At 33.1% G+C, this 23119-nt stretch carries 18 protein-coding genes; 8 read left to right on the top strand and 10 right to left on the bottom strand.

The window, feature by feature from the left end; genetic code table 11:
• Positions 1-6: 6 nt before the first annotated feature.
• The 6 genes from AAYQ19_RS10145 to AAYQ19_RS10120 all read left to right on the top strand — a co-directional run bounded on the left by AAYQ19_RS10145 (position 7) and on the right by AAYQ19_RS10120 (position 7271).
• Positions 7-2178: a S9 family peptidase gene (locus tag AAYQ19_RS10145; RefSeq protein ID WP_343536097.1), complete on the top strand. Its 2172-nt coding sequence runs from the start codon at positions 7-9 to the stop codon at positions 2176-2178.
• Positions 2179-2214: 36 nt separating this feature from the next.
• Entirely contained in the window at positions 2215-3891 is a 1677-nt protein-coding gene (locus AAYQ19_RS10140) for a peptide MFS transporter (RefSeq protein ID WP_343536096.1), read from the top strand.
• A 5-nt stretch (positions 3892-3896) separates the two neighbouring features.
• A complete protein-coding gene (locus AAYQ19_RS10135) occupies positions 3897-5381 on the top strand; it encodes a peptide MFS transporter (RefSeq protein ID WP_343536095.1) in 1485 nt (494 codons plus the stop codon).
• Positions 5382-5432: 51 nt separating this feature from the next.
• The gene (locus AAYQ19_RS10130; protein WP_343536094.1) at positions 5433-5900 is read left to right on the top strand and encodes a thioredoxin family protein; all 468 of its coding nucleotides are present in this window, start codon (positions 5433-5435) and stop codon (positions 5898-5900) included.
• 220 nt (positions 5901-6120) lie between these two features.
• Positions 6121-6573 carry a thioredoxin family protein gene (locus tag AAYQ19_RS10125; protein ID WP_343536093.1) on the top strand — a complete coding sequence of 151 codons (453 nt, stop codon included), beginning with the start codon at positions 6121-6123 and terminating at the stop codon, positions 6571-6573.
• 248 nt (positions 6574-6821) lie between these two features.
• Complete coding sequence (locus AAYQ19_RS10120; RefSeq protein WP_343536092.1) at positions 6822-7271, top strand: thioredoxin family protein; 450 nt, start codon at positions 6822-6824, stop codon at positions 7269-7271.
• A gap of 5 nt (positions 7272-7276) precedes the next feature.
• Here the strand turns inward: AAYQ19_RS10120 and AAYQ19_RS10115 are convergent, their stop codons facing one another.
• The 5 genes from AAYQ19_RS10115 to surE all read right to left on the bottom strand — a co-directional run bounded on the left by AAYQ19_RS10115 (position 7277) and on the right by surE (position 12085).
• A complete protein-coding gene (locus tag AAYQ19_RS10115; protein WP_343536091.1) occupies positions 7277-9313 on the bottom strand; it encodes a ComEC/Rec2 family competence protein in 2037 nt (678 codons plus the stop codon).
• Between the two features lie 45 nt (positions 9314-9358).
• The gene (locus tag AAYQ19_RS10110; RefSeq protein WP_343536090.1) at positions 9359-9844 is read right to left on the bottom strand and encodes a C40 family peptidase; all 486 of its coding nucleotides are present in this window, start codon (positions 9842-9844) and stop codon (positions 9359-9361) included.
• Between the two features lie 13 nt (positions 9845-9857).
• Positions 9858-10976, bottom strand: coding sequence for a lipid-A-disaccharide synthase (lpxB, locus tag AAYQ19_RS10105; protein ID WP_343536089.1), 1119 nt, complete (start codon positions 10974-10976; stop codon positions 9858-9860).
• A gap of 64 nt (positions 10977-11040) precedes the next feature.
• On the bottom strand, positions 11041-11313 hold the full coding sequence (locus AAYQ19_RS10100) for a hypothetical protein (RefSeq protein ID WP_343536088.1): 273 nt from the start codon (positions 11311-11313) through the stop codon (positions 11041-11043).
• On the bottom strand, positions 11306-12085 hold the full coding sequence (gene surE, locus AAYQ19_RS10095) for a 5'/3'-nucleotidase SurE (RefSeq protein WP_343536087.1): 780 nt from the start codon (positions 12083-12085) through the stop codon (positions 11306-11308). Before surE ends, AAYQ19_RS10100 begins: the two co-directional genes overlap by 8 nt.
• Before the next feature lie 213 nt (positions 12086-12298).
• Here surE and AAYQ19_RS10090 point away from each other — a divergent pair, with 213 nt between their 5' ends.
• Both AAYQ19_RS10090 and AAYQ19_RS10085 read left to right on the top strand, forming a co-directional pair.
• Entirely contained in the window at positions 12299-14482 is a 2184-nt protein-coding gene (locus tag AAYQ19_RS10090) for a carboxy terminal-processing peptidase (protein WP_343536086.1), read from the top strand.
• Positions 14483-14579: 97 nt separating this feature from the next.
• A complete protein-coding gene (locus tag AAYQ19_RS10085) occupies positions 14580-15362 on the top strand; it encodes a DNA/RNA non-specific endonuclease (protein ID WP_343536085.1) in 783 nt (260 codons plus the stop codon).
• On the opposite strand, the gene rpe is transcribed toward AAYQ19_RS10085, so the two are convergent.
• From rpe to AAYQ19_RS10060, 5 genes are all read right to left on the bottom strand, one after another.
• A complete protein-coding gene (gene rpe, locus AAYQ19_RS10080) occupies positions 15339-16001 on the bottom strand; it encodes a ribulose-phosphate 3-epimerase (protein ID WP_343536084.1) in 663 nt (220 codons plus the stop codon). The two genes, AAYQ19_RS10085 and rpe, sit on opposite strands and share 24 nt — an antisense overlap.
• A gap of 342 nt (positions 16002-16343) precedes the next feature.
• A complete protein-coding gene (locus AAYQ19_RS10075) occupies positions 16344-17207 on the bottom strand; it encodes a sigma-70 family RNA polymerase sigma factor (protein ID WP_007804760.1) in 864 nt (287 codons plus the stop codon).
• A gap of 207 nt (positions 17208-17414) precedes the next feature.
• Positions 17415-19133 (bottom strand): hypothetical protein, encoded by a 1719-nt coding sequence (locus AAYQ19_RS10070; RefSeq protein ID WP_343536083.1) that lies wholly within the window; start codon positions 19131-19133, stop codon positions 17415-17417.
• The gene (locus tag AAYQ19_RS10065; RefSeq protein WP_343536082.1) at positions 19121-20359 is read right to left on the bottom strand and encodes a DUF4249 domain-containing protein; all 1239 of its coding nucleotides are present in this window, start codon (positions 20357-20359) and stop codon (positions 19121-19123) included. Before AAYQ19_RS10065 ends, AAYQ19_RS10070 begins: the two co-directional genes overlap by 13 nt.
• A gap of 5 nt (positions 20360-20364) precedes the next feature.
• Positions 20365-23103, bottom strand: coding sequence for a TonB-dependent receptor (locus AAYQ19_RS10060; RefSeq protein WP_343536081.1), 2739 nt, complete (start codon positions 23101-23103; stop codon positions 20365-20367).
• Positions 23104-23119: the final 16 nt, after the last annotated feature.

Raw genomic sequence — 23119 nt, 5'->3', positions numbered from 1 at the left:
ATTATAATGAATACAAGTAAATTTACTGCAGTACTTTTATTTTTAACTGCGGTTGTTTTTGGACAGCAGAAAATAACTGTCGAAAACATTTTTGGAGGTACGTTTCGGGCTAAAGGAATGGACCAAATGCAATCCCTAAAAAATACTAATCAATATACTGTTTTAAATGTCGATCAGGCAAGCAGAAGCATGCAGGTTGATTTATATGATTTTGCAACTTTAAAGAAAGTTTCGAATTTAATTGACACAAAAAACTTTAAAGAACTTGCCGACGGAATTGATAGCTACACTTTTGACGCTTCTGAAAAAAAGATGCTAATTGCTTGTAATTCAAATAAGATTTTCCGTCACTCTTTTACTGCTGATTATTTCGTTTATGATATCGCAGGAAAGACTTTGACAAAATTGGTTGATTCTCAAATTCAAGAACCAACTTTTTCACCTGACGGAACAAAAATAGCTTACGCAAAACAAAACAACCTTTATATCTACGATGTAGCTTCTAAAAAAGCAGTTGCAGTTACAACAGACGGTAAAAAGAATGCTGTAATAAATGGTATTACGGATTGGGTTTATGAAGAAGAATTTGCATTTGTGCGGGCATTTGACTGGAGTAAAGACAGTAAAAAATTAGCGTATATTCGTTTTGACGAAAGCCAGGTTCCTGAGTTTTCGATGTCAAAATTTCATAAAGATTTATATCCAACGATCGAAACGTTTAAATATCCAAAAGCGGGAGAGAAAAATTCAGAAGTTTCATTGCATATTTTTGATGTAGCAGTTTCGACTTCTAAAAAAGTGGATTTAGGAAATTATAATGATTTCTACATTGCGAGAATGCAATGGACAAATGACAATAATATACTGTCGGCTCAAGTTTTAAATCGCCACCAAGATAATTTAGATTTGTTGTTTATCGATGGAACTACAGCTGCTGCAAAAGTGGTTTTGAACGAAAAAGACAAAGCTTATGTTGATGTTACTGATAATTTGACTTTCTTGAAAGACAACAGTTTTATCTGGACAAGCGAAAAAGACGGATTTAATCATATTTATGTTTATGATAAAACCGGAAAACTTAAAAATCAAGTTACTAAAGGGAACTGGGAAGTTACTAATTACTACGGTTTCGACGAAAAAACAAAAACTATTTTCTACCAATCTACAGAAAATGGTTCTATCAACAGAGCAGTTTACCGTATTTCATTAGACGGAAAAAACAAAACAGCTTTAACTTCTAAAATTGGAACAAATGCTGCGACTTTTAGTCCGAATTTCCAATTTTTCATCAATACATATTCTAGTGCTTCTCAGCCAACAATTTATACTTTGAACGAAGCAAAATCTGGAAAAGAGATTCAAGTTATTGAAAACAATCAAGCACTTTCTGATAAATTGAAAGCATATGATCTTCCTACAAAAGAATTTTTTGTTTTAAAAACGGCTAAAGGAAACGAATTGAACGCTTGGATCTTGAAACCAAAAGATTTTGATGCCTCAAAAAAATATCCAGTATTTATGATTCAATATTCTGGTCCAGGTTCACAACAAGTAGTAAACGGATGGGGAAGTTCTAATGAATATTGGTTTGAAATGCTAACACAGCAAGGTTATATCGTTGCTTGTGTAGATGGAAGAGGAACTGGGTTTAAAGGTGCTGCTTTCAAAAAAGTAACACAATTACAATTAGGTAAATATGAAGTTGAAGATCAGATTGATGCAGCAAAAGTAATTGGTTCATATCCTTATGTTGATGCTTCAAGAATTGGTATTTGGGGATGGAGCTATGGTGGATTCATGGCATCTAACTGTATTTTCCAAGGAAGTGATGTTTTCAAAATGGCAATTGCTGTTGCTCCAGTTACAAACTGGCGTTTTTATGACAGCGTTTACACAGAAAGATACATGCAGACACCACAGGAAAATCCAAACGGATACGATCAAAACTCACCAATAAATCACGTTGAGAAATTAAAAGGGAAGTTTTTATTGATTCACGGTTCAGGTGATGACAACGTGCATGTTCAGAATTCAATGCAAATGATGGAAGTATTGATTCAAGCGAACAAACAGTTTGATTCTCAAATCTATCCAGATAAAGATCATGGTATTTATGGCGGAAAAACGAGAATTCAGCTGTACAATAAAATGACTAACTTTATCAAAGAAAATTTATAATCTAAATCTAATAACTTAAATTAATACTGAATAAATATGGAAGAAACTAAAGTAAAAACTGGGCATCCAAAAGGGCTATGGGTATTGTTTGGAACGGAGATGTGGGAGCGGTTCAATTTTTATGGAATGCGTGCTTTATTGACTTTATTTCTTGTAAATTCATTGTTGATGAAGGAAGAAGAAGCTTCATTGATTTATGGAGGCTTCCTTGGACTTTGTTATTTAACTCCAATGCTTGGAGGATTTATCGCTGATAGATATTTCGGAAATAGAAATTGTATCATATTGGGAGGTTTGCTTATGGCGCTTGGCCAACTTTTGCTTTTTACCAGTGGAAGTGTTTTTGAAGGAAATCAGGATTTGGCGAGAGTGATTATGTTTTGTGGTTTGGGAACAATTGTGTTTGGAAACGGTTTTTTTAAGCCAAATATTTCTAGTATGGTTGGTAGCTTGTATCCAAAGCAAGAGAAAACAAAACTAGATTCTGCTTTTACAATTTTCTATATGGGAATCAATATTGGAGCCTTCTTGGGGCAGTCTATTTGTCCAATTTTAGGAGATGTTAAAGACGCGTCAGGTTTTAGAGATGTTCATGCGTTTCGATGGGGATTTTTAGCGGCTGCTATCGCAATGCTTTTAGGAACGATTTTATTTTATTTTTTAAAGAATAAATATGTGGTTTCTCCAGAAGGAAGGCCATTAGGAGGATTGCCGTCAAAAAATGTTGCTGAGGATTTTGAAGAAGGAGAAGCGCAAAAAGCTAATTTTTCAAGTCAAGCATTAACAATTGCAGGAGTGGCATTTTTAATTTTAGGAGCAATTATTCATTTTGTTTTTGGCCAGAATTTAATCTATACTCTAATTTATTCGAGTGGTTTGGCTTTGGCTGGATTGATTATTTCAGATAAATCTTTAACAAAAGTTGAGCGTGATAGAATTTTTGTAATTTACATAGTTTCATTCTTCATTATTTTCTTTTGGGCGGCATTCGAGCAGGCAGGTTCTTCTTTGACATTTATTGCAGACAATCAAACTGATAGAAACTTCTTTGGGTTTTTAATGCCGGCTTCTATGGTTCAGATTTTTAATGGAATGTTTGTAGTGATATTAGCTTTGCCTTTTAGTATTTTATGGGATGCTTTAAGAGCAAAAGGAAAAGAGCCAATTTCTCCGGTAAAATTAGCATGTGGTTTAGTAGTAATTTCTATAAGTTTCTTTATGATCGCTACTCAGGTTTCTTACATTGGAACTTCAGGTTTGCTTTTAGTTAAATGGCTGATTTTATTATATTTCTTAAATACTTGCGCAGAATTATGTTTATCTCCGATTGGTTTGTCATTAGTTGGTAAATTATCTCCAAAACGTTTTGCTTCTTTATTATATGGAGTGTTTTTCTTGTCTAATGCTTCAGGATATGCATTAGGAGGAACTTTAGGGGCAATTTTGCCTGCTACTGGTGATAAATTTGCTAAAGCAAAAGAGTTAGGTATTGATCTTCAGGCTGTTTTGGACAAAACGGTTACACCTACAGCAGAGCAATTAGCATTGTTGGAAAAAAATCAAATCAGCGCCGCAAATCACTTTTTTGCAGGATTTGAAATTCATAATCTTTATGAATTCTTTATGGTGTTTGTTGTGCTTACGGGTATCGCGGCAGTTGTATTGTTTGCTTTGACTCCGCTTTTAAAGAAAATGATGCACGGGGTTAGATAATTAGAATGGAAAAGAATATTACTTTAGAAGAAATTCAAAATTTTAAAGGCAAATATCCAAAGCAATTATGGTATTTGTTTTTAGTTGAAATGTGGGAACGTTTTTGTTTCTACGGAATGAGAGGGGTTTTGGCATTTTTTATGGTTGACCAATTAGGCTTGCTAGAAGGAAAAGCAAATCTTCAATATGGTGCCATTCAAGCTTTTGTTTATGCATTTACTTTTATCGGTGGAATTTTTGCTGATAAAATTTTAGGATTCAAAAAATCACTTCTTTTTGGAGGAATCATTATGATTTTGGGGAATTTGCTTATTGCGGCTTCTCCACATGATTTCTTTTATTACGGAATAACACTTTCGATTATTGGAACAGGTTTTTTCAAGCCAAACGTTTCGTCAATGGTTGGTGAATTGTATCATGAAGAAGATGGAAGAAGAGATGCTGGTTACGGATTATTCTATGCCGGAATCAATATTGGAGGAATGTTGGGTGGAGCTATTCCTATTTACTTAGGGAAAAACTATTCATGGAGCCTTTGTTTCTTGTCTTCGGCAATTGTAATGATCATTGGAGTTGTGACATTTTTGCTGACTAAAAAACATTTAGCGCCAATTGGAAATTCTCCTCTTGCAGATGCCTTGCCTTCAAAAAGGAAAACGTATGAAATTGCGGTTTACGTAGGATCGTTACTAGTTATTCCACTTATTTATATAATGGTGATCAACTCTGATTTCACAGATTATTTCATGTACACAATCGGAGCTATTGCGGTGGGCTATTTTATTTTTGAATTAATATTGATTAAAGATAGGAATCAGCAATATAAATTATTGGCAGCATTTATCTTTATTTTTGGGTATTTTATGTTCATGGCAATTTCTGAACAATCTGGAGGATCACTGTCATTGTTTGCGAAGGATAATTTAACTAACAATCTGTTGTTTTTTAATATCGATCCGAATGTTGTAAATAATAGTATAAACTCTTTATACGTAATTATCTTTAGCCCACTAGTTGGTTTTCTTTGGATATTTATGGGGAAGAAAAAAATTGAACCAAACACTGTAATTAAATTTGGATTCTCATTTGTTTTATTGGCAATAGGATTTTTTGTTTTCTATAGTGCAAGATTTTTTGTGAATCCAGAAGGATTAAGTTCTTTAAATGTTTTTGCATTTGGGTATTTGGTTTACACACTTGGCGAATTATGTATTGGGCCAATTGGAATGTCGGTAATTACGAAACTTGCTCCGAAACGTTTGTTTGGAATGATGATGGGGCTTTGGTTCTTGTCAAGTGCATTCGGACAATTAGCGGCAGGGAAACTTGGATCTGAAATGTCAGACGCAAATACCGGAACAACTTTAATGTCTAAGCTTATTGCATATACTGATGGATACTATCAATTAGCGTTATATTCTTTAATTACAGGTATAGTGTTGATCGTTATTACTCCATTGATTAAAAAATTAATGCAAGAAGTAAAATAGAAGATGTTTTCTGATTCCTTTTTTGTTTAAATTTGTGGAAAAATATAGAATATGAAAAAATTTTATTTAGTCGCTTTGTTTTTCATCGGAGCTTTTGCAACTCAAGCGCAGGAACTTAAATGGTACACTGATGTCAGAGAAGCTATTACAGTGAGCAATACTGTACACAAGCCAATGCTGATGTTTTTTACAGGAAGTGATTGGTGTGGATGGTGCATTCGTTTGCAGAATGAAGTTTTGAAGACACCAGAATTTAAAAAATGGGCAACTGATAATGTTGTTTTGGTTGAATTGGATTATCCAAGAAGAACACCTCAAACACCTGAAATTAAAAATCAGAACAATGAATTGCAACAAGCTTTTGGAATTCAAGGTTTTCCAACTATCTTTTTCACAAGTGCTGAATCTAAAGATGGAAAAGTAAATTTTAAAGGTCTTGGTCAAACAGGTTACGTTGCTGGTGGTCCAACAGCATGGTTGACTGTAGCTGATGGAATAATAAATCCGAAGAAATCTTAAAGATTAAAATATAAAAATTTAAAGCTCCTTGTGCTCTTTGCACAAGGGGCTTTTTTTTGTTTAGTAGGAAAGTTTTTATATTAGTGATGGTTGAATTGTGTATTTGATATTTTATTGTGTATAAAAAAACACATTATGTATTTTTTGTATTAATAAAAATTGGATAATTAAAATATTATGTTAATTTCGTCAATCTAATCTAACCAAAACCAATTATAATATGACCAAAAAATTACTTTTCCTACTATTTTTTTTAGGTTCATTTTTTATGCAGGCGCAAAATCTTCTTTGGAAAACAAATATGGCCGATGCAATTGCAATGAGTAATGAACAAAGAAAGCCAATGTTAATTCTTTTCACTGCCTCAGGTGTACCAGAGAATCTTCAAAATGAAATTTTTAAAACGCCAGATTTTGCTGTTTGGTCACGAGACAACGTGATTTTAGTGAAGCTTGATTTGTCTGATAATTCGGCATCTGATAGTGATAAAGAGCAAAATCTTAGATTAAAAAGTGCTTTTGGTGTTGACGAACTTCCTCAGGTTTGTTTTGCCAGCGCATCGATCAGAAAAACTAAAACTACTTTCAGTGCTTTAGGAAAAATATCTTATAAGCCAGGAGGAGCAAAGGCTTGGATCGCCGAATCTAACGCGATTTTGCACCCAAGCGAGTAGGTAGAAACTGAAATTTCTTGTGATATTAATCCCTTTTTACAATGTAAAAAGGGATTTTTTTATGATAGCTACAGCTAGTTTGATAATTTAGGACAGGTTTTTTTTTCATTTTTATATTTATTTAACTTTTAATTAGCAATTTCGATTTTCTTAAGTTTTTTTTCATTTTTTTGTTTAAAGATGGGCTTTTTAGTGGGATATTATATTACTTTAGTCGAAATTAACCTACTCCTAAAACCCAAATTATTATGACTAAAAAAACACTTACCCTGTTATTTTTACTTGGTTCGTTTTTTATGCATGCGCAAGGATTAGTCTGGAAAACTTCTATGACTGATGCAGTTGCAGCAAGTATGGAACAAAAAAGACCGCTATTTATTTTCTTTACAATTGCGGGTGCCCCAACAAGACTTCAAAACGAAATTTTCAATACCCCAGATTTTGTGGTTTGGGCTAGAGATAATGTTGTTTTGGTCAAACTAGATTTATCTGATACGACAATATCTGATGCTGAAAAAGAGCAAAATGTAAGTTTGAAAACAGCTCTTGGTGTCGTTGAATTGCCACAGGCTTGTTTGACAATAGCTGCCGTGCGAAAAACTAAAACGACCTTTAATTTATTGGGCAGATTGCCTTATAAACCCATAACGGCGAAAGCATGGATTGCCGAGGCTAACATTATGATGAATCCAGACTAAAAACTTTATTTTAACTTATAATATCCCTTTTCAGCAGTGGCATGAAAAGGGATATTTTTTTTGAGACAGCTTCTTTTCCATTTTTTTTGAATTGTGTTTGAATTTGAAGCATCGGCGATTATTATTCGTGGATGTATTTCTTGTAAGACTCGATCTAAATTTATTTTTGGAGATTGAGTCAATAATAAAATATCAGGTTGGATTTTATTTTTATAAATGCCTGAACTATCAATGATGAAGATTTTTTTGCCATTGTAAAACAATACATTCTTAATTTGGTTGGCCGATTTAATTTTGCCGAAATTTCCAACTAAATAGGAATTCAATATGTTGTTTTTTGGATTGGCTAACATGGATTTATTATTGGTAAAAAGTGTAATATTTTTCCCTGAACACATTGTAATCAAGGTTTGCTTCTTTGCATTGTAAATAATCATTTCGTTTTTAGTCTCGTTTTCCTTTTTGGTATAAATGAAAGAAATCTGTAACACGATTATCGAAATCATAAACGTGACTAATTTGGGATAATCGGGTTTTTTAAGCCAGATAATGATCGAAATTATTAAGAGGTAAAAAGTAATTAAGAAATAAAAATTAAAACTGATGTCCAAAATGACAAATGATTTTATCGAAGCGACACTATGAATGATTTGGTTTAAAAGATAAATGCTTTTTTCTAGTATTTTGGCCAGAAATAGTGGAGGAGAATCAAAAACAGCATAAGTCATGACTAGAATTCCAGCAATCATTACAAAAGCCAAAACTGGAATAATAGCAATATTGGTGACGAAAAATAATCCAGGAAATTGATGAAAATAATAAAGGCATAATGGAAAAGCGCCAATTTGTGCTGCAAATGAAACAGTTAAAGCGTTCCAGATGTAAAGTGCAATTTTGTTTTTTGGACTCCATAATTTTTTTAATAATGGCTGAAGCCAAAGAATAAAAAATAGGGCAATATAGCTTAACTGAAAACCTGCATCAAATAAGAAGTAGGGCTCAAAAAGTAAAATCAGAAGCATGGAAACTAGTAAGGTATGGTAAATATTTCCTGTTCGGCGAAGATGATTTCCAATTGCAAGAAAGGAAAACATAACAACAGAACGCAAAACAGAAGGAGATAAGCCAGAGATAATGGCGAAAAAACTTAGAGCGATTAAAATGGAAATCAATTTTATAAACGAACCTTTTCTAGTGTTTGGAATTGGTTTCAAAATAAAATTTATGAGAAGCATTATAAAACCAACGTGCAATCCTGAAACGGATAAAATATGCGTTGCGCCCGAATATTGGTAATCTTGGATAATATCTGAAGAGATTTCTTGTTGTTGGCCAAGAATTAATGCAAGCGCGACATTCATTTCGGCAGGATTGAAGTGCGATTTTTCAAGATTTTGAATGATGCGCTGATGAAGACAATCGGAGTAATACCAAATATCCTTTTTTATGTTTTTATTGATTTGGATCTCTGTTTTGTTGAGATAAACTTGTGCGTAAATTTGACGATCGGCCAAGTATTTGTCGTAATCAAATTGATTTGGGTTTTTGTTCGAATTGTTTTTCTGTAATATGGTTTTTGCTTTGATATGACTGCCAATTATGAATGAATTTTTGAGACTGTCTTTTGCAATATTTACAATGATCTTTCCAGAATGTTTTTTCCCTTCAATTGTTTGTATGAGTGCAGTAAAGCGATCACTATAGGAATTGCTTTTGAGTTTTTCGCGTAATACAAATGTTATTTCCGTTGGAAGTTCAAAAGCTTTTTGGCAATGAATATAATTTGATTTTTGAAGCGAATTAGTGTGTGCAATAAGCGTAATTCCGCCAATAAAAAACGAAATGAAATATGTGCTGATGCCAAAAGATGAAATGAATATTCTATTTCTGTTGCTGAAAAAATAAGAAACAAAAAATAGTAGGACGCCTAATGCCAACGCTATTTCAGAGATGAATAACGGGATTTTAATATAGTAGAAAAATATAATGCCAAGAACGAACCAAGTGGTAATTCGGGTCAACGGAAAATCTAATACTTTCATGGTATAAAAGTATTAAAATTTTGTAAGAAAAAGAATATAAAATTTTTATTCCAGAATTCTGTTCACTTGAGCTAATGAATTTTGGTAATAAGGTTCTTTTGTTGAAGAAATAATGACACCTTTCGAGGTTGAAGAATGGATGAATTTAATCTCCGAAGCATTTACTTCTGTAATCAACCCAACATGATTTATTTGCTTGCTTTTATTGGTTTTAAAGAAAATCAAATCTCCTTTTTTAGCATCTTTCAACGGAATAACGGTTCCAATTTTTGCTTGTTCGAATGAACTTCTAGGCAATGTTATGTGCTCTGATTCAAAAGTCGTATAAACAAGTCCGGAGCAATCAAAACCGTTTTTAGTTGTGCCACCGGCCTTATATTTTACCCCAAGATTATCTGATGCTGTTTCAATTAAATGATTGACAACAGTCTTGTTTTCTCGTTTTGTCTCCTTTTTGCTGACAGCGCTTGAAGAAGATTTGCAAGACACAAAAACGATTGCTAAAAGCAGTAAAACAATTATTTTTTTCAAAATTAAAATAGGTTTAGGCTTGCTTTAAGTCGGCAACTATTAGTTTAGCGGTTTTCTTGCTTGCGCCAACACCACCAAGTTTTTGTTCTAAAATATCGTAATTCTTCAATAGCTTTTCGCGATATGTTGGTTCTAATAACTTTTGAAGTTCTTCTTTGATTCGTTTTGTGTTACAGTCATTTTGAATCAATTCGGTTACCACTTCTTGATCCATAATTAGATTGACAAGCGAAATGTATTTTAACGTAATAATTCGTTTTGCAATTTGGTATGAAATCTCGCTTCCTTTGTAGCAAACCACTTCTGGAACTTTAAAAAGAGCAGTTTCAAGAGTTGCTGTCCCTGAAGTTACTAATGCCGCAGTCGAAGAACGCAATAAATCATAAGTTTTGTTTGAAACAAATGCGATATTTTTATTCTTTAAAAACTGTTGGTAAAATTCATATTCCTGACTAGGCGCGCCGGCAATTACAAATTCATAATCTTGAAAATCATCAACAACGCTCAACATTACGCTCAGCATTTTCGTGATTTCTTGTTTTCGGCTTCCCGGAAGAACAGCAATAATAGGTTTTTCACCTAAATTATTTTCTTTTCTAAAAACAGTTTCGTCAAATGCGGGCTGATTTTGAATAGCATCAATTAATGGATGTCCAACAAAATCTACCGGGAAATGATGTTTGTCTTCATAGAAACTTTTTTCAAACGGAAGAATGACAAACATTTTGTCAACATCCTGTTTGATGGCTTTGATCCTGTTTTCTTTCCAAGCCCAAATTTGAGGTGAAATATAATAGTGCGTTTTGTAATTTAGAGCCTTCGCCCATTTTGCAATACGCATATTAAAACCTGGGTAATCAATAAAAATGATTACATCTGGCTTGAATTCAGAAATGTCTTTTTTGCAGATTTTGATATTGTTTAAAATGGTTTTCAAGTTAAAAATAACTTCAACAAACCCCATAAAAGCTAAATCACGATAGTGTTTTACTAAAGTTCCGCCTGCTTTCTGCATTAAATCTCCGCCCCAAAATCTGATTTCGGCTTGCGGATCTTCTTCGTACAAAGCTTTCATTAAGTTAGAACCATGCAGATCTCCAGAAGCTTCCCCAGCTATTATGTAATATTTCATATCAATTTTTTTAAAAGTACGCTTCAATTATTGAACACGACATTTTTGCGCACAAAGATAAGGTTTATATAAATAAAGTTGAAATTGCTAAAACAATCACGGCAAATACAACGCCTCGAGCCATTAATTCTTTGTTTCTTTTTAATAGGAATAAAAACAAAAGCAGGTCTAAAATAGTTCCTAGCGTAATGACTTTTCCTAAATATCCATATTGTTTTATGGTTTCAAGTCCATTTGAGAGATCAAACGAAGTAAATAATTTAATGAAAAGATAACTTCCAATAAGTGAAGTGATGATTCCGAGAATGAAACCAATTAATAGGTCTATTTTATTCATTTAATTTCCAAGTATTAAGTTGTTGCATTGAGTGATGAGCGGTTAAATCGAACTGAACGGGAACCACAGAAATATATCCGTTTTCCAAAGCCCATTCGTCTGTATCTTCGCCTTTGTCTTCATTGGTGAATTTTCCCGTAAGCCAGTAATAATCTTTTCCGAACGGCGTTTGGCGTTTGTCGAATTTTTGCGCATAATAGGCTTTCGCTTGGCGGCAAATTTTAATTCCTTTGATTTCGTTTTCTTTTAACTTCGGAAAATTGACGTTTAAAACGACGCCAGTAGGTAATTTATTGGCAAGCGTTTCTAAAACTATTTTTTTGACGAAAGATTTTACAGGTTCAAAATCGGCATTCCAATCAAAATCCAAAAGTGAAAATCCAATTGCCTGAATGCCTTCGATACCAGCTTCAACGGCGGCACTCATTGTTCCTGAATAAATTACATTGATGGATGAATTTGATCCGTGATTTATTCCAGAAACACAAAGGTCTGGTTTACGTTTTAAAATTTCATTTACAGCAAGTTTCACACAATCTACAGGAGTTCCAGAACAGCTGTACTCGGTGATTGCATCATCTTCTTTCGAAATTTTATCTAAAAATAAAGTGTTGTTTATGGTAATAGCGTGCCCCATGGCGCTTTGAGGTTTGTCTGGTGCAACAACCACAACTTCGCCAATAGTTTCCATAACGCTGATCAAAGCTCTGATTCCAGGAGCAAGAATTCCGTCGTCATTGGTCACTAAAATTAAGGGTTTTTCGTCTTTCATGCGCTGATGTTATTTTTTAATTTTTCAAAATTAAGGCTTATTTAAGCAAATGTAGTAACAGATTTTGGTAGAATACTAACAAATAAATAAAAATTGCAAACTAAATCTTAAAGGACTTTTGAACAACAAACTATTTTATATCTTTAACAAAAAATTATAGTGAGCTTGGCTTTGTTGGCACAGTTTTTACCGTAACTTAGATTAAAAAATTTGATGAATGCTATTATTAAGTTTATGAAAAGAAATTATAAAATACTTATAGCCGTATTATGTTTGTCAGTTACCTTGTTTGCATTTAAGATAAATGCTGATAAGTCTGAAGATCCGGATCCAAATAGAGACAAAACGCTTTTAGAATTGCTTGCCTTTGTTATTGAAAAAGGACACTATAGTCCGGCTGAGATTAACGATGAGTTTTCTAAAGGTATTTTTAAGGATTATATCGATGCACTTGACCCTTCAAAAAGGTTTTTCCTGCAATCGGATATTGACGAATTCAAGCAGTATGAATTACAGCTTGATGACCAGTTTTTGAATAAAGACTTGACGTTTTTCAATCTTACTTATACAAGATTGATGAAACGTATGGAAGAAAGTAAAAAACGCTACAAAACGATTTTGGCACAGCCTTTCAACTACAATGTTGATGAGACTTTCAATGCCGATTACGAGCATCTTCCTTATGCTAAAAATGCTACTGAAATCAATGAAAGATGGAGAAAACAAATTAAATTGTCTACACTTTCTTCATTGGTTACAAAACAAAAATTAGAAGAAGACAAAAAGAAATCGGATCCTAATTATAAAGAAAAATCTTTTGAAACATTAGAGAAAGAAACTCGTGAGAGCTCTCTAAAATCATTGGATGACAATTTCAGTTTAATTAAAGATTTGAACAAAGAAGATTGGTTTTCTGTATACGTGAACTCAATCATGACGCGTTTTGATCCTCATACAAGTTATTTTGCTCCAGAAGAAAAAGATCGTTTTGATGTTAACATCAGTGGAAAATTAGAAGGAATTGGAGCTCGTTTGACTAAGAAAAATGATTTTACTCAAATTGACGAATTAATCTCTGGCGGACCAGCTTGGAAAGGAAAACAGCTTGAGGCAGGAGATATGATCTTGAAAGTTGCTCAAGGAAACGAAGAGCCTGTTGATGTTGTTGGAATGCGTCTAGATGATGTTGTGAAAAAAATCAAAGGTCATAAAGGAACTGAAGTGAAGCTTACAGTTAAAAAAGTTGACGGAAGTATTAAAGTGATTTCAATTATTAGAGATGTTGTTGAAATTGAAGAAACATACGCAAAATCTAGTATTGTTGAAAGAAACGGATTGAAATACGGAGTAATTTACTTGCCTAAATTCTACATTGATTTTGAAAATAAAGATGGCCGCGATGCCGGAAAAGACATTGCTCTTGAAGTAGAAAGATTGAAAAAAGAAGATATCAATGGTATCGTACTTGACGTTCGTGATGACGGAGGAGGATCTCTTTCTACAGTTGTGGACATTGCAGGTTTGTTTATTGAAGAAGGACCAATTGTACAAGTAAAATCTGCTGGTAAAAAGAAAGAAGTTTTATACGATAAAGATAAAAAAATCGAGTGGGACGGGCCATTAGTAATTATGGTTAACAGCTTCTCGGCTTCGGCTTCAGAAATTTTAGCAGCTGCAATTCAAGATTACAAGCGTGGTGTGATCATTGGAAGTAAACAAACTTACGGAAAAGGAACAGTACAAAATGTTCTTGATTTAAACCAATTTGTTCGTAATGCAAACTACGGTGATCTTGGAGCTTTGAAAATTACAGGACAAAAATTCTACAGAATCAACGGTGGTTCTACTCAATTAGAAGGTGTTCATAGTGATGTTGTGATGCCAGATCGTTATGCTTACTTGAAAATGGGAGAGCGTGATATTGACAATGCAATGCCATGGGATAAAATTGATCCAGCTGATTACAGCACTTGGACTTCTAATGAAAAATTCAACCAAGCGATCAATAATAGCCGAAACAGAATTGCAAACAATGATCAATTCAAATTGATTGAAGACAATGCAAAATGGATTGATATCAAAAATAAAGAGAACACTTATAGTTTGAATATCAAAAACTTTAAGGCAACTCAAGAACAAGTTGAAAGTGAAGGTAAAAAATACAAACCAATTGCTGATTACAAAAACAATTTGGTTTTCAAATCATTGCCTTACGAAGAACTTGAAATGAAAAACGACGCTACATTAAAAGAAAAAAGAGATGCTTGGCACCAAGCATTGGCAAAAGATGTTTATGTAGAGGAAGCTTTGAATGTTTTGGATGATTTACAAACTAAAAGTTACGTAAAAAATACAGTTGCTCCTAAAATGAAAAAGGATAAACTAGTTAAATCTTAATTCAATACAGAATTAATTTGTTATTAAAATGCTCCATAAATTTTATATTTGTGGAGCATTTTTTTTGTAAGTTTATTTTTAAATAAAATTAAAATTGATGAAGAAGTATATTGTTTTGGGATTGATTGGATTAGGATTGTTTTCGTGTAAAAAAGAAAATATTGTGAAGGAAGAAATGACACAGGAAAAGCCGACTTCGTTTGCAACTACAAATTATACTTCGGATTCTTCGTACCCGATTGCATATTTACCGACATCAACTACTGGGCAAATTGTGAAGCATACTTATTATACGCTTTCGTATAATGAAAAATACGAACAAGCTGAATGGGTTGCTTATGAATTGAAAAAGGAATATTTAAAAAATGGAGATTATAAGCGTCCTTATTTTATTGAAGATCCAAAAGTGACAACAGGTTCTGCAGATTGGAGAAATTATAAAAATTCAGGTTATGACAAAGGACATCTTTGTCCAGCTGGAGATATGGAGTTTAATAAAGAGGCTTATAACGATACTTTTTATACTTCGAATATTTCACCTCAAAAGCACGATTTTAATAGCGGAATTTGGAATAGGATTGAGCAAAAGACACGTTATTTTGCTCAAAAATACAACGATATTTATGTTGTAACGGGTGGAATTTTGAAAGATTCAGATAAAAAAATAGGGACAGAAAATGTTGCTGTCCCTAAATATTTTTATAAAATTGTCTTGACTAAATCTGGAAAAGAACATAAAGCAATTGCATTTTTAGTTCCGAATGAAGACAGTTATAAATCAATTTATGATTTCGTGGTTCCGATTGAAACTTTAGAAAAAATGACCGGAATTGATTTCTTCCCGAATTTAAAAAACTTAAAAAGCAGTAAGGACTTTTAATTCGGCTATTGTATTAGTTGGATTTTCAGCCTTAAAAACAAAGCTTCCTGCAACTAAAACATCAGCACCTGCTTCTACTAGTTGTTTTGCATTTTTGCTTGTTACGCCACCATCAATTTCAATTAAGGTTGAAGCATTTTTGCGTGTAATTAAAGCTTTTAGCTTCTTTACTTTGTCATAAGTGTTTTCAATGAAAGACTGTCCGCCAAAACCAGGATTCACACTCATAATGCAAACAACGTCGATATCATTAATAACGTCTTCTAGTAAATCAATATTTGTGTGAGGATTCATGGCAACTCCAGCTTTCATTCCTTCGGCTTTAATGGCTTGAAGTGTTCTGTGCAAATGCGTGCAAGCTTCGTAATGTACTGTTAATCCGTTTGCGCCTAAATCAGCAAAAGTTTTGATGTAACGATCTGGATCAATAATCATTAAATGTACATCGATATATTTTTTTGCATGTTTTGAAATGGCTTCTAAAACAGGCATCCCAAAAGAAATATTTGGAACAAAAACCCCGTCCATGATATCAATATGAAACCAATCGGCTTGACTGTCGTTGATCATTTCGATATCGCGCTGCAAATTGGCAAAATCTGCCGCAAGAACTGAAGGAGCTATAAATGTATTTTTCATTGTGTAGTTATGTTTATGCAAATATAAATTTTTAACCGCAAAGAGCACAAAGGTTTACGCAAAGAGCGCAAAGTTTTTTATTTTGAATTTATGTCAAGTTTATAAGGCTAACAAGGCTTTGCGAACTTTGCGTTTGAAATAAATTTAGCTTAAATAATCTTTGCGTGCTTTGCGATTAAATAACAAAAATAAAAAACTCCGGTAATCAGCCGGAGTTTCAATCATCAATCAAAAAACGAACAGTCAATCAAACTGTTGTTTGGGATAAAATTCCAAATTATAAATTCCAAATCCCAATTAGATTGGAATTTGGGATTTTAAACATTGAAATTTAATATTGTTTTATCCTAAGTATGTTTTAAGGATTTTACTTCTAGAAGTGTGTTTCAATCTACGGATTGCTTTTTCTTTAATCTGACGAACACGCTCACGAGTTAAGTCGAAAGTTTCTCCAATTTCTTCAAGAGTCATTGGGTGTTGGTCGCCAAGGCCAAAATACAAACGAACTACATCAGCCTCTCTTGGAGTCAATGTTTCTAATGAACGCTCGATTTCAGTACGAAGAGATTCGTGAATTAATTCTCTGTCTGGGTTTGGAGATTCACCAGAACGTAATACGTCATAAAGGTTAGAATCTTCACCTTCAACAAGAGGTGCATCCATAGATAAGTGACGTCCAGAGTTTTTCATAGACTCTTTTACGTCATTTACAGTCATGTCAAGTTCTTTTGCAATTTCCTCAGCAGAAGGTGGGCGCTCATTAGATTGCTCTAATAATGCATACATTTTGTTGATTTTATTGATAGAACCAATTTTGTTCAAAGGTAAACGAACGATACGAGATTGTTCTGCCAATGCCTGAAGAATCGATTGACGAATCCACCAAACGGCATACGAGATAAATTTGAAACCACGAGTTTCATCAAAACGTTGCGCAGCTTTGATAAGACCTAAGTTTCCTTCGTTAATTAAGTCAGGAAGAGTTAATCCTTGGTTTTGATATTGTTTAGCAACCGATACTACGAAACGCAGGTTGGCTTTTGTTAATTTTTCTAATGCTCTTTGATCACCCGCTTTAATTCTTTGTGCTAATTCTACCTCTTCATCTGCGGTAATTAGGTCAACTTTTCCGATTTCTTGTAGATATTTATCTAACGATGCAGTTTCACGATTGGTTACCTGCTTGGTGATTTTAAGTTGTCTCATGTTTTTGTCTCCTCAATTTTTAAGTGTACAAATGGTTATACGTACGAAGTATCAAAAAAGTTACAACTAATTTAAAAAAAAATTAAAACTTGTATAAATTACACTTTTGAATCGTGATAAATTATACAAGTTTGCTTTTAGTTTTTATTGTAAATATCTTGTAGTCAGTCTTTTTTTTGTGTTTTGCCTGTCTTTTTTTTTTGGGATTTAATTACTTTCTTTTTCTTTTATTTCTATAAAATCTTTTATAAAAACAGGTTTTCCAGAAGCAGAAAATCCTTCAAGCGTTACTTCATATTTTCCTGAAACATCAGAAGCATAAAATTTAATGTTTGAGTTTGTTTTGCTCAAATCAATGCTTGGTTGCCATAAAAGCTGATGTCTGTAATCAGGAATTCTTGCATTCTTGTTATCTGTGTAATCAGGGCTAAAATAATTTTTCTTTACTTCAGGTCTTAAAATTTCAGGTCTCACAATAAACTTGCCTTTAAGCTTGGTGTCATAATCGCCATTTTTTGTTGTAAACGAAACAATACCGTTGAATGATTTTGAGCCATAATAGTAAAGCCCTCTAACTACATTTACTTTATAAATACTTTTAGGAGTAAAGGCAAAAAACTCATTCAAATCTTCAATAATTAATCCGTCAACAACAATTAATGCTGGCAACGCAGATTCATAATTTTCATCATAATCGAAAACATGAATGGCATATTGGTTATTGTTTTTTCTGTAGTAAACGCCTTTTATAATTTCAGTAATCGTTTCTTCCATATTTGGGAATCGCGTATAATCATCCAATTTGAATTCTTCAGATGATGCCCCAAAAAATGGAAGAGAAGCGCCAGGGGGAAGTAGGCTGTCTTTTTTGACATCATAATAAGCATTTTCAACTTGAGTAGAAATTAATCGGTCCTTTATGTTTTGTTTGAAATCTGAATTGAATTGAACAGCAGGGAAAGTTACATTAGAAAAATTTATATCTTTTTGTTTGTCGATTTCAATTACATAATCTTCTTTTCCACTTTCAAGTACTTGAACAATAATATTTGAATTTGGATTTTCTTTCTCCAAAATAAAATAGAATTTGCCTTGCTCATCGGTTTTTGCAATTTTCAAGTCAGAATTTTTTCCAACAATTGAAAGTGCTACTTTCTTGTTTTTAATTTCAGCATTTGTTGAAGTTATTTTTCCTGTTATGATTTCACCACGCAGTTCTGGAAGTGCAAATTGACCGTTTGTTATTTCACCGTTTTGATTTGTGATGTTGCTGAAAGTGGATTTGCTTTGAACCAAATAACCATCTGTTTTTCTAACTGAAACCGTGTAATTTCCTTTCGTAAATTCTTCTGAACCAGCTTTGATGTTTAGTTCAATCAAATCACGGGTGTTGAACGATTTGGTTTTTATATCAAATGAAATATTGCTGTTTTGTATAGCTTCAGAAGAAACGGCATTATAAGAAACAGTATTGCTGCTTGGATTTTCTTTATATGGATTTACAATATAGATATCCGCAGAAAAATAATCTGGAGCATTTTTATTCAACATCCAGTTTGTGTATCCAATCAATTTATAGCTTCCGGTTTCTAAGGTTGTTGGAATAAAAAAGTCGCCATTTCCTGTTGCTTTGTTAAGGAACAATTTATGTGTAAAGACTGTTTTCTTATTATTGTCAATCAACTGCACATAACCGATTTTGCTGAAAATTGAAGCAGTATTCGTTATTTTGTCAATGCAGAATAATTTGTAATACAACGTTTCACCTGTCAAAAATGAATTTGCATTTGTGCTAATGTAAATTGACTCATTAATTTTTTTGTCAACTTCATTCAGTTCGCTTACAGAATTGTTTTTTTGAGCCAATACAATCTGCTGGCCACTAAAAACGAGTGCTATGAATAATATGTATCTTAATCTATCCAAAATGGTGGTTTTATGTTTGATGAAAATGAAGTGCAATCGCCGCATTCTATTGGGTATAAAATGTAACTTGTAGGGAATTCGGTAGGGAAATAAACTTTCTCACCACTTGATAAAAAGTTTAAAATGGCCTCTCCCTGACATCCAAATGCTGGATTTTTGTTGAAACAGTAGCTAAAAATATAGTCGCCTACATTCTGTTCTGTAAATTCTATAGGACAATTATATTGATATGCCGGAATAGGTTGCCCATTTAGTAAATCTTTGAAATTAAAAAAGATTCTTTTTTCTGAATAAGAGGACACATCAAAATAGCCAATAACTTTTTCTGAAGGATTTTCAACAGATTTTATGTTTCCGTAGAAAAAACCAGGTTGTGTTTGTGATAAAATGCTTCCTGAATTTGAAATTTCTTTAAGTGTTTCAGAAAATGTATGAGCAGCGAGACTTTGAACATATTGCTTAACAAGTATGCTGTATCTATTTCTGATAATTGGATCAGTGCTAGGAATAAATCGCACTGGAAAATTCGTTACTCTATCTTCTGATAAATCATTTGTGCTGGTTAAAAGTAATTCTGTAGAACTCTGGCTCGAAAAACAAACTTTTGCTTCTTCAGTGCGATCTTCAATAACAACTTTTCCAGGAGGATAAGTGCCTGGTGGAAAATAAACGGCTGTTGCTTTTTGAGGATACCAGTTTGGAGCTACAATTTTATAGGTCTCGTCATATTCGTATCTGTAATAGTGTGAGCTGTTTGTTGGATCATAACTATTTACGGTGATTTCAATACCAAGTTGTTGACCTTTGGTTTTTGCATTAGCTTCTACACTTTCAATTTCGGTTTGTTGTGGCAAAGTTTCTGCACTGGAAATATAAGATCTGCCATCTTTTGTACGGACATGTAATTGATACTGTTTGTTAGGCGCCACCTGAAAAGAGGTTACTGAAGTATATTTGTCAGTATTTTGTTTGAAATCGTATTTGTTGCCGGTATTGTCTGTAACATATACGGTCGCTCCAGCTTCAAAAATTGGTGCTTTATCATCAAGTTTATAAGCTCTTGTAATTTTTACTTCTTGTGTTTTATTTTGATTTGTGATTGTTGATTCAATTACAATAATATCTTCATAGCCGCTGCTTGCTTGGTAATCATAAGGTGTTGTACAGCCAAATACCGCAACGAGTAGTGTTGTTATTAGAAATCTAGTTAAAAAGATTTTTTTCATAACGATTAAAATTTAAAATTATAAGTAATAGTTGGTACTGGAACTGCAAAGATTGAGGTTTGATAAGCTTTTATCTGGCCGTCTTTCGTTACAAAAAATACGGAATACGGATTGTTTCTTCCTAATACATTATAAATTGATATGTTCCAGAAACTATGCGCTAATTTTTTTATTTTGTGATTTCCTTCGATGTTTAATCCGATGTCTAAACGGTAGTAATCGGGAATTCTGAATTTATTTCGGTCTGTGTATAAGGTATACTCTGCACCGTTATAATAATATTTTCCAACAGGATAAGTGATTGGTCTTCCTGTTTGATATACAAAATTAGAAGAAAAACTGTAACGATGTGTAAACTTGTAATTCATTACAATGCTGAAATCGTGCGGTTTATCAAAATTGCTTGGAAAGTATTCGCCATTATTTACTTTTTCATCATTAAACTGACTGTCTAATTTTATAAAAGATCTTGAATACGTATAGCCAATCCAACCATTAAGTCTTCCGATTGATTTTCGTAATAAAAATTCAATTCCGTACGCTTTTCCGTCACCTTGAAGCAATTCGGTTTCTAAGTTTTGATTTAGTAAAAGTTGCGATCCCACTTTGTAATCCAAAATGTTTTTTGAAGTTTTGTAGTATCCTTCAAGGCTTAATTCAAGATCGTTATATTCCAATTTTTTGAATATTCCCAACGAATACTGCAAACCGCTTTCTGGCTTCACATTTAAATCAGATAATTTCCAAGTATCAGTTGGCGATTGCGTTGTGTTGTTTGTAAGCAAATGAATGTATTGGTAGTTTTTGTCAAAACCAGCTTTTACAAAAAGATTTTCGTTGAAAATATAACGCAAACCAACTCTAGGTTCAAAACCGCCGTTTTTAGTGATTACTTCATTGTTGCCATACGTTTTTTGTTCGATTACGGTTGCTGGAGTTTTAGGCACGCCATCTGCATAAATATTTTGTGTTGATGGGCCAAGAGCCATATAATAGGAATATCGCGCTCCAACATCTAAGAGTAATTTTTCAGAAATTTGAAATTTATCAGAGAGAAAAGCGGCAGATTCCAGACCTTTTTCACTCTCTATAGTAAGTGGCGTGACTATTGAATTTTCGCCATTTGGTGATAATTCTCCTGGATTTACTTTGTACAGTTTGCTTGAGATTCCGTACGTCAATTTATGCTTGCTGTTAAGTTCGCTAGTAAATTTAAAAACAGCCTGGCTTTCGTTTATTTTATACTTTAAAAGAAACGATTCCGGATTTACAGATTGGTAATTAATGCTGTATTTGTATTCACTATTTGTAACATTAAATTCGCTATTGTTTTTTTCATTAAAAGCGTGTTTCCATTTCAATGAAATTAATCGATTGCTGTATTTAAACAACGAGTCTGGAGTCAACGTATAAGAATCCTTGCTGTAATAACCTGTTCCTTCAACTGAGTTATTTTTATTGATTTTATGATTGTATTTTGCAAATAAATCATAAAAAGAAGCATGGCTGTTTTTCAATCTTTCATCATCCAAAGTTTTTAAGATCCAGTCCGAATACGTTGCACGTCCGCCAACAAGCAAACTTGCTTTGTCTTTTACAACGGGAACAGAAAGAGTAAGATTGCTGGTTACCGGGCCAATTCCTCCTTCTCCAGAAATTTTTTCTGTATTTCCGTTTTTGGAAATAATATCAAAAACAGAAGATAAACGTCCTCCAAATTCAGAAGGAATACCGCCTTTGTAAATATCTACTTTATTAATTGTGTATGGATTGATCGAAGAGAAAAAACCAAACAAGTGCATCGGATTGTAAATTGTTGCATTGTCTAATAGCACTAGATTTTGATCTTCTTTTCCTCCTCTAACATTAAATCCAGAAGATCCTTCTCCTGCGGTTTTGATTCCAGGAATGGTTAAAGCGACTTTCAAAATATCTCGCTCTCCAAGAACTAATGGAACAGTTTTTACACCTTCGGCTTCAATTGTGGTAACTCCTGTAATAGCAGTCCTGATGTTTTGGCTGTCTTTTCCTTTAACTAAAACTTCATCTAGTTGATTAATTTTTTCAATTACTGAAAAGTCTAAAGTACCATTGCTGTATATCATTATTTTTCTGGAAGTACTGTTGTAAAATAATGATTCAACTTCAATTGTGCTTAATCCTGTTGGAAGTTTAAAGCTATAAAAACCTTCTGCATTCGTGGTCGAAACGATTGCTGTATTTTTTACTTTGACATTAATATCTGCTAAAGGTTTACCATCTTTTAAGTCGGTAATATGACCTGATAAAGTATATAAATCTACTTCTGAATCCGTAGCTTCTTTACCAATTAATGCAATTGGTGCAGTTGTTCCAGATTTATCTTTTTTGACCGAATCGTATTGCTGGAAAAAGATTGGAGCATTTGCATCCTTCTTATTGTTTTGAAACTTATCATAAATGATGCTGTTTTTTGTCAATATGATTTTGTTCTTGCTGATGTAAAAATTAAGCTCGGTATCTTCTAAAACTTTTGACAAAACTTCTTCAATTGTTTTGTTTTGATAATCTCCAGAAATCAATACTTTTTTATCAAACCAATTGTCTTGGAAATAAAATTTGTATGAAGTTGAGGCTTCAATTTTCTCCAAAACAGCAACTCTGTTTATGTTGCTAAAAGTAATGTTTATTGTCTTTTTTTCGCCTTGTGAATGCAGTAACTGATTAAAACCGAAAAATAGTAAAAGGATAGTAAATATTCTCATTTGTATGTTTCTTCGA

This window comes from Flavobacterium mesophilum, assembly GCF_039581405.1.
Classification (GTDB): domain Bacteria; phylum Bacteroidota; class Bacteroidia; order Flavobacteriales; family Flavobacteriaceae; genus Flavobacterium.
The sequence above is the reverse complement of the archived record's forward strand: the minus strand, read 5'-3'. Positions and strand labels throughout refer to the sequence as shown.

What these genes read in the sequence shown, in the direction of transcription:
- AAYQ19_RS10145 (WP_343536097.1), top strand. Translation starts at nt 7, where the DNA reads ATGAATACAAGTAAATTTACTGCAGTACTTTTATTTTTAACTGCGGTT.
- AAYQ19_RS10140 (WP_343536096.1), top strand. Translation starts at nt 2,215, where the DNA reads ATGGAAGAAACTAAAGTAAAAACTGGGCATCCAAAAGGGCTATGGGTA.
- AAYQ19_RS10135 (WP_343536095.1), top strand. Translation starts at nt 3,897, where the DNA reads ATGGAAAAGAATATTACTTTAGAAGAAATTCAAAATTTTAAAGGCAAA.
- AAYQ19_RS10130 (WP_343536094.1), top strand. Translation starts at nt 5,433, where the DNA reads ATGAAAAAATTTTATTTAGTCGCTTTGTTTTTCATCGGAGCTTTTGCA.
- AAYQ19_RS10125 (WP_343536093.1), top strand. Translation starts at nt 6,121, where the DNA reads ATGACCAAAAAATTACTTTTCCTACTATTTTTTTTAGGTTCATTTTTT.
- AAYQ19_RS10120 (WP_343536092.1), top strand. Translation starts at nt 6,822, where the DNA reads ATGACTAAAAAAACACTTACCCTGTTATTTTTACTTGGTTCGTTTTTT.
- AAYQ19_RS10115 (WP_343536091.1), bottom strand. Translation starts at nt 9,313, where the DNA reads ATGAAAGTATTAGATTTTCCGTTGACCCGAATTACCACTTGGTTCGTT.
- lpxB (WP_343536089.1), bottom strand. Translation starts at nt 10,976, where the DNA reads ATGAAATATTACATAATAGCTGGGGAAGCTTCTGGAGATCTGCATGGT.
- AAYQ19_RS10100 (WP_343536088.1), bottom strand. Translation starts at nt 11,313, where the DNA reads ATGAATAAAATAGACCTATTAATTGGTTTCATTCTCGGAATCATCACT.
- surE (WP_343536087.1), bottom strand. Translation starts at nt 12,085, where the DNA reads ATGAAAGACGAAAAACCCTTAATTTTAGTGACCAATGACGACGGAATT.
- AAYQ19_RS10090 (WP_343536086.1), top strand. Translation starts at nt 12,299, where the DNA reads ATGAATGCTATTATTAAGTTTATGAAAAGAAATTATAAAATACTTATA.
- AAYQ19_RS10085 (WP_343536085.1), top strand. Translation starts at nt 14,580, where the DNA reads ATGAAGAAGTATATTGTTTTGGGATTGATTGGATTAGGATTGTTTTCG.
- rpe (WP_343536084.1), bottom strand. Translation starts at nt 16,001, where the DNA reads ATGAAAAATACATTTATAGCTCCTTCAGTTCTTGCGGCAGATTTTGCC.
- AAYQ19_RS10075 (WP_007804760.1), bottom strand. Translation starts at nt 17,207, where the DNA reads ATGAGACAACTTAAAATCACCAAGCAGGTAACCAATCGTGAAACTGCA.
- AAYQ19_RS10065 (WP_343536082.1), bottom strand. Translation starts at nt 20,359, where the DNA reads ATGAAAAAAATCTTTTTAACTAGATTTCTAATAACAACACTACTCGTT.
- AAYQ19_RS10060 (WP_343536081.1), bottom strand. Translation starts at nt 23,103, where the DNA reads ATGAGAATATTTACTATCCTTTTACTATTTTTCGGTTTTAATCAGTTA.